The organism is Streptomyces huiliensis, from assembly GCF_020037025.1.
Classification (GTDB): domain Bacteria; phylum Actinomycetota; class Actinomycetes; order Streptomycetales; family Streptomycetaceae; genus Streptomyces; species Streptomyces huiliensis.
On sequence record NZ_JAIQLH010000386.1, the window covers coordinates 1 to 5,958 of the forward strand.

At 74.9% G+C, this 5,958-nt stretch carries 5 protein-coding genes and 1 pseudogene; 3 read left to right on the plus strand and 3 right to left on the minus strand.

The window, feature by feature from the left end:
- Together JNW98_RS33820 and JNW98_RS33825 are read right to left on the minus strand one after the other, a co-directional pair.
- Positions 1–739, minus strand: a pseudogene (locus tag JNW98_RS33820) (hypothetical protein); the annotation flags it as partial.
- Positions 736–1,722: an aldo/keto reductase gene (locus tag JNW98_RS33825; protein ID WP_223772119.1), complete on the minus strand. Its 987-nt coding sequence runs from the start codon at positions 1,720–1,722 to the stop codon at positions 736–738. The gene JNW98_RS33825 and the pseudogene JNW98_RS33820, both read right to left, overlap by 4 nt.
- A gap of 121 nt (positions 1,723–1,843) precedes the next feature.
- On the opposite strand from JNW98_RS33825, the gene JNW98_RS33830 reads away from it, so the two are divergent.
- Complete coding sequence (locus tag JNW98_RS33830) at positions 1,844–2,893, plus strand: LLM class F420-dependent oxidoreductase (protein WP_223772120.1); 1,050 nt, start codon at positions 1,844–1,846, stop codon at positions 2,891–2,893.
- A gap of 295 nt (positions 2,894–3,188) precedes the next feature.
- Positions 3,189–3,980, plus strand: a complete 792-nt coding sequence (locus JNW98_RS33835; RefSeq protein ID WP_223772121.1) for a ferritin-like domain-containing protein — start codon at positions 3,189–3,191, stop codon at positions 3,978–3,980.
- A 62-nt stretch (positions 3,981–4,042) separates the two neighbouring features.
- Here JNW98_RS33835 and JNW98_RS33840 read toward each other — a convergent pair whose 3' ends face one another.
- A complete protein-coding gene (locus JNW98_RS33840; protein ID WP_223772122.1) occupies positions 4,043–5,035 on the minus strand; it encodes a magnesium and cobalt transport protein CorA in 993 nt (330 codons plus the stop codon).
- Positions 5,036–5,133: 98 nt separating this feature from the next.
- Between JNW98_RS33840 and JNW98_RS33845 the strand changes: the two genes are divergently transcribed.
- Positions 5,134–5,838 carry a histidine phosphatase family protein gene (locus JNW98_RS33845; protein WP_223772123.1) on the plus strand — a complete coding sequence of 235 codons (705 nt, stop codon included), beginning with the start codon at positions 5,134–5,136 and terminating at the stop codon, positions 5,836–5,838.
- Positions 5,839–5,958: the final 120 nt, after the last annotated feature.

Sequence of the window (5,958 nt, forward strand, 5' to 3'; positions counted from 1 at the left end):
CCGGCTCCCGGCCGGTCCGGCCGCCTCCGGCGTCACCGGCCGTGCCATCCGCCGCGTCCCCCGGGACCGCGTCGGAGCCCGGGCGAACGCTCGGCGCGCCCGGGGCCCCGTCCGCCGTCGCGTCGGCTGCATGCCCACCGGTCGGTACGTCTCCCGGCGCGCCGGGCGCGCGGCCCGAGGCCGCGCCGGCCCCTTCCGCCGCGGTGTCTTCGGCGCGCGGTGCCGGTGCGGTGGCGACGACCGCTTCGGGGGACTCCGTCCCGTCCGCCGCGGACGGGGGTACGGGGCCGTCCGCGGGACCCGCGTCCGCCCGACCCTGGGCCGGAACGGCCGAGGTGTCCGCAGCGGTGGACTCCGCCCCGGCCGCCGGGGCGGCGGCCTTCTCCGCACCTCCGGGGTCCGCACCGTCGGGTTCCGTACCGTCGGCGCTCGCGGTGTCATCGGCGGACGCCTGCGGGGCGTCCCCGTCCACCCCGTCCCCGCCCTCCGGCGCGCCCGCGCCAGGCGGGGCGCCCTCGGCCGCGGGGGCGCCGCCCTCCAGCGGACCCGGCGCGCCCGTACCCGGCTCCGTGCCCCCGGCCGCCGATGCGCCGTCTCCTGGGGAACCCGCCGCGCTCGCGCCCGGTTCCAGGCCCCCGTCCGCCGCGGGGCCCGCCCCCGGCGTCGGGTCCGGTGTCGCGGACGGCGTCCCGTTCGTGGCCGCGGGGGCGGCCTCGCCGTCGAGGCGGTCCGTGTTCACAGCTCGCTCCAGTCCTGGTCGGGGTAGCGGTGCACCGGCGCCGACACGTCGTCGAGCGCTTGGCAGATCTCGTCCGGAAGCGTAAGGGCTTCCACTGACAACGCCGCCCTGAGCTGCGCCGCCGTGCGGGCGCCGACGATCGGGGCGGTGACGCCTGGGCGGTCGCGGACCCAGGCGAGGGCGATCCGGAGGGGGGTCGTGGCGAGGCCGTCGGCGGCCGTGGCGACGGCGTCGACGATGCGGCGCGCGGGCTCCTCCAGGTAGGGGGCGACGAAGGGCGCGAGGTGTTCGGAGGCGCCCCGGGAGTCGGCGGGCGTCGCGCGGCGGTACTTGCCGGTGAGCACGCCCCGGCCCAGCGGGGAGGAGGGGAGGACGCCGATGCCGAGGTCGAGCGCGGCGGGCAGCACCTCGCGTTCGATGCCGCGCTGGAGGAGCGAGTACTCCATCTGCGTGCTCGCCAGCCGGGTGCGCGTCCCCGGCGCGGCCAGCTGCCAGGTCGCGGCCTTGGCGAGCTGCCAGCCGCAGAAGTTCGAGACGCCGGCGTACCGGACACGGCCGCTGGCGACGGCGGTGTCGACGGCGTGGAGGGTCTCCTCCAGCGGCGTGCCCGGGTCGAAGGCGTGCAGCTGCCAGAGGTCGACGTGGTCGGTGCCGAGGCGGGCGAGGGAGGCGTCGAGGGCGGCGAGCAGGTGGCCGCGCGAGGTGTCGACGCGGTGGCGGCCGGGGTCGAGGACGCTGCCGGCCTTCGTCGCCAGGACGAGGTCGCGGCGCGGGACGGCCGTGTCGAGGAGCCGGCCGAGGAGGTACTCGGCGGCGCCGCCCGCGTACACGTCCGCCGTGTCCACGAGCGTCCCGCCCGCCTCGTGGAAGACCCGAAGCTGCTCGCCGGCCTCCTGCTCGTCCGTGTCCCGCCCCCAGGTGAGCGTGCCGAGTCCGATCCGGGAGACGCGCAGGCCCGTGCGGCCGACATGCCTTTGCTCCATGACCGGTGAGCGTATCGGCCGGGAGGGGGACGTCCCGCGCCGAAGCGACCGGTGACGGACCAGGGGTCGGCGCGCTAGAGTCCCCGCGACGACGACGTTACTGATGGGTAGGGAGAGCGGGATGCGGCTCGGAATCAACCTCGGCTACTGGGGCGCCGGGATGGACGCGGACAATCTCGCGGTCGCCAAGGAGGCGGACCGCCTCGGCTACGCCGTCTGCTGGGCGGCGGAGGCGTACGGCTCCGACGCGCCCACCGTGCTGTCCTGGGTCGCCGCGCAGACCGAGCGGATCGACGTCGGTTCGGCGATCTTCCAGATCCCCGCCCGCACCCCCGCCATGACGGCCATGACCGCCGCCACCCTCGACTCGCTCTCCGGCGGCCGGTTCCGGCTCGGCCTCGGCGTCTCCGGCCCGCAGGTCTCCGAGGGCTGGTACGGCGTGAAGTTCGACAAGCCGCTCGCCCGCACCCGCGAGTACGTCGAGATCGTCCGCAAGGCCATGTCCCGCGAGCGCCTGACGCACGAGGGCGAGCACTGGACGCTGCCGCTGCCCGGCGGCCCGGGCAAGCCGATCAAGCTGACCGTGCACCCGGTGCGCGAGGAGATCCCGCTCTACATCGCGGCCATCGGCCCCAAGAACCTGGAGCAGACCGGCGAGATCGCCGACGGCGCCCTCGTCCTCTTCTTCGCCCCCGAGCTTGCCGAGGAGACCACCCTCGGCTCGATCCGCGCCGGCCGCGCCAAGGCCGGCAAGGACATGGACGGCTTCGACCTCGTCCCGACCGTCCCGCTCGCCCTCGGCGACGACGTCGCCGCCCTCGCCGACACCTTCCGGCCGTACACCGCGCTGTACGTCGGCGGCATGGGCAGTGCCAAGCAGAACTTCTACAACCGGCTCGCGGTCCGCATGGGCTACGAGAAGGAGGCCGCCGAGATCCAGGAGAAGTACCTCTCCGGAGACAAGAAGGGCGCCGCCGCGGCCGTCCCGCAGCAGCTGATCGACTCGACGTCGCTGCTCGGCTCGGTGGAGCGGATCTCCGACCGGATGCGCGCCTACGCCGAGGCCGGCGTCACCACGCTGTCCCTGACCCCCTCGGGCTTCACGCTGGAGGAGCGGATCGCCGGGCTGCGGGCCGGCGTCGAGGCCATGGAGCGGGCCGGGCTCGCCTGACGCCGGATTCGCCTGACGCCGGGCTCGCCTGACGCCGCCGCCGGCGCGAGGGTCCGCGGCCGTGGTGGGGGCTCGGGGGTCTTCCCCGCCACGGCCGGCACCGGGCTCAACGCCCGTACGCCCGCCGGGTTACGCGGCGGGGGCGCCCGGGGCGCGCGCCGGGCCTCGCCCGTTCGGCCGAGCGCCCGCCGCCCCCTGGCTGGCGCCCCCCTCGGCGGGGACCTTGACTGGTTCCCACGGGTTTCCGCGGGCCGCCACGGGGCTGCCACGGAGGGTTCCCGCGGAGGTGAGGGCCATGCTCACGGCCGGAAGTCTGTTCCAGGAGATCCTCGACGACGACCAGGCGTACCGCCTGTTCTGCTCCATCGCCGCGAGCGGCGAGGCACAGGGCGGCTGGGAGAACGGCCGCATCGCCGCCCTGGTGCCCGAGAGCCTCCGCGCCCTCGCCCCCAAGATCGCCCGGCATGGCGCGGACGAGGACAAGCACGGCCGGATCTTCCTGGCCCTGCTGCGCAGACGCGGCCTGGAGCCCGTCGAGGTGCCCCCGGAGACCGACTACACGATGCTCCTCGAACGCCGCGGCATCGGCCTGCCGCACGCCAAGCTGCGGGCGGACGAGCCGCTGACCGTGCGGGACGTCATCGCGTACCTGGCGCACAGCCGGGTCACCGAGCAGCGGGCCGCCGACCAGATGCGGATGCTCACCCACCACTTCGGCGACCACCCCGAGATCGGCCAGGCCCTCCGGATGATCAGCCACGACGAGACCAACCACCTCGCGTACTGCCACGAGGAACTGCTGCGGCTCGCCGCCGCCGGGCACGGCCGGACGATCCACACCCTGCTGCGCGAGGCCGCCCGCGCGGAGACCGCCGTCCACCGGGACGTCGGCCTCGCCGTCATGGGGCGGATGGGCCGCCTGCTGGGCTGGCCGCGCGCCAAGTCGGCCGCCCTCGCGGCGGGCGTCCACGCGCTGTACGCGGCGGAACGGCTGGGCGGCCGGCGGCGGATGGTCTCCCTGCGGATGCCGGAGCGGCGGGACGCGCTGGGGAGCGGGGCGGTGGAGGCGGCGCCGGAGTTCGCCTGAGCCTTCAGCGGCCCTTTACAGCCATCCCCGCCTACAGCCATCCCCGCCTACAGCCACTCCGCCTACAGCCACCCCCGCCGCTTGAACAGCCGATACAGCAGCACCACCACGCCCACCATCAGCACCAACGCCGCCGGATAGCCCCACACCTGCCGCAGCTCCGGCATGTGGTCGAAGTTCATCCCGAACACCCCGGCGATCATCGTCGGGGCCGCCGCCATCGCCGCCCAGGCCGAGATCTTCCGCATGTCGTCGTTCTGCTGCACGCCCATCTGCGCCAGGTGGGCGGAGAGGATGTCGGACAGCAGCCGGTCCAGCTGCTCCACCGCCTCGTTCGCCCGGGACAGGTGGTCGCCGACGTCGCGGAAGAACGGCCGCGCCTCCTCGTTGACGAACGGCAGTCCGGCGCCCGCCAGCCGGGCCACCGGCTCGGCCAGCGGCACGGTGGCCCGCCGGAACTCCACCACCTGCCGCTTGAACGCGTAGATCCGGGACGCGATGTTCTTGTTGTCGATGCCCAGCGGCGCGAACACCTCGGCCTCCAGCTCGTCCAGGTCGGCCTGGAGCAGCCCGGACACCTCCGTGTAGTGGTCCACGACCGCGTCGCTCACCGCGTACAGCACGGACGTCGGCCCGCAGCGCAGCAGGTCCGGCTGGTCCTCCAGGCGGGCCCGGAGCTCGGTCAGCGGGTTGCCGACGCCGTGCCGGACCGTGACCACGAAGGAGTCGCCGAGGAACATCATCAGCTCGCCGGTGCTCACGGTGTCCGCGTGGTCGTCGTAGACGACGGGCTTGAGCACGACGAACAGCGAGTCGGCGTACACCTCCAGCTTGGGCCGCTGATGTGCCTTGAGGGCGTCCTCCACGGCCAGCGGGTGGAGCCCGAACTCGCTGGTGACCAGGGAGAACTCGCTCTCCGTAGGCTCGTGCAGGCCGATCCAGAGGAAGGCGTCGCCGTCGGCGCGCGCCTGGTCGAGCGCGTCGGAGAAGTCGGCCGGGCCGTCCGTGCGGCGCCCGTTCCGGTAGATGGCACAGTCCACGATCACGCGGGGCATTCTCCCTTCCCTGGGGCTTCCACGGGTGCGGTCCGCCGTCCGCACCGCCGTCCGCACCGCCGTCGGTGTCGCCGGAGGGCCGTCGTAGGCTGGCGGACATGCCCACCCTGATCCTGGTCCGGCACGGCCGGTCCACCGCCAACACCGGCGGCGTGCTGGCGGGATGGACCCCGGGCGTCGCCCTGGACGAGCGGGGTACCGCCCAGGCCGTGGCCCTCCCGGACCGTCTGCGGGACGTCCCGCTCGCCGCTCTCGTCACCAGTCCCCTCCAGCGCTGCCAGGAGACCGTGGCCCCCCTGCTCGCCGCCCGCCCGGAGCTGCCCTCGCACACGGACGAGCGGATCGGCGAGTGCCACTACGGCGACTGGTCCGGCCGGAAGCTCGCCGAGCTGTACGACGAGCCGCTGATGACCGTCGTGCAGCGGCACCCCTCCGCCGCCTCCTTCCCCGGCGGCGAATCCCTACGCGCGATGCAGGCCCGCGCCGTGGACGCGGTCCGCGACTGGAACGACCGGATCGAGCGCGAGCACGGGCCCGACGCCGTCTACGCCATGTGCTCGCACGGCGATCCGATCAAGGCGGTCGTCGCCGACGCGCTCGGGCTGCACCTCGACCAGTTCCAGCGGATCGCCGTCGACCCGTGCTCCCTCACGGTGATCCGTTACACGCCCCTGCGGCCGTACCTGCTGCGGCTGGGGGACACCGGCGAGACCGCGTCACTCGCCCCGCGCCCGGCGCCGCCGGGCGGTGCGGCGGGCGACCCGGGGGAGGCCGTGGTGGGGGGCGGTGCGGGAGCACCGTGATCCACATGAGCAGTAGGGTGGGTGCGCGGGGGCGCCGCCGCGCCGCCTGATTCAGCCCACCCCCCTCCGCCGCCCCCTCCACCACCTCCCTCCGTCACCGACCCAATGGAGCAGGACGTT

Excerpts from the sequence above, each read along its gene's own strand:
- JNW98_RS33830 (WP_223772120.1), top strand. The coding sequence starts at position 1,844 with ATGCGGCTCGGAATCAACCTCGGCTACTGGGGCGCCGGGATGGACGCG.
- JNW98_RS33835 (WP_223772121.1), top strand. The coding sequence starts at position 3,189 with ATGCTCACGGCCGGAAGTCTGTTCCAGGAGATCCTCGACGACGACCAG.
- JNW98_RS33840 (WP_223772122.1), bottom strand. The coding sequence starts at position 5,035 with ATGCCCCGCGTGATCGTGGACTGTGCCATCTACCGGAACGGGCGCCGC.
- JNW98_RS33825 (WP_223772119.1), bottom strand. The coding sequence starts at position 1,722 with ATGGAGCAAAGGCATGTCGGCCGCACGGGCCTGCGCGTCTCCCGGATC.
- JNW98_RS33845 (WP_223772123.1), top strand. The coding sequence starts at position 5,134 with ATGCCCACCCTGATCCTGGTCCGGCACGGCCGGTCCACCGCCAACACC.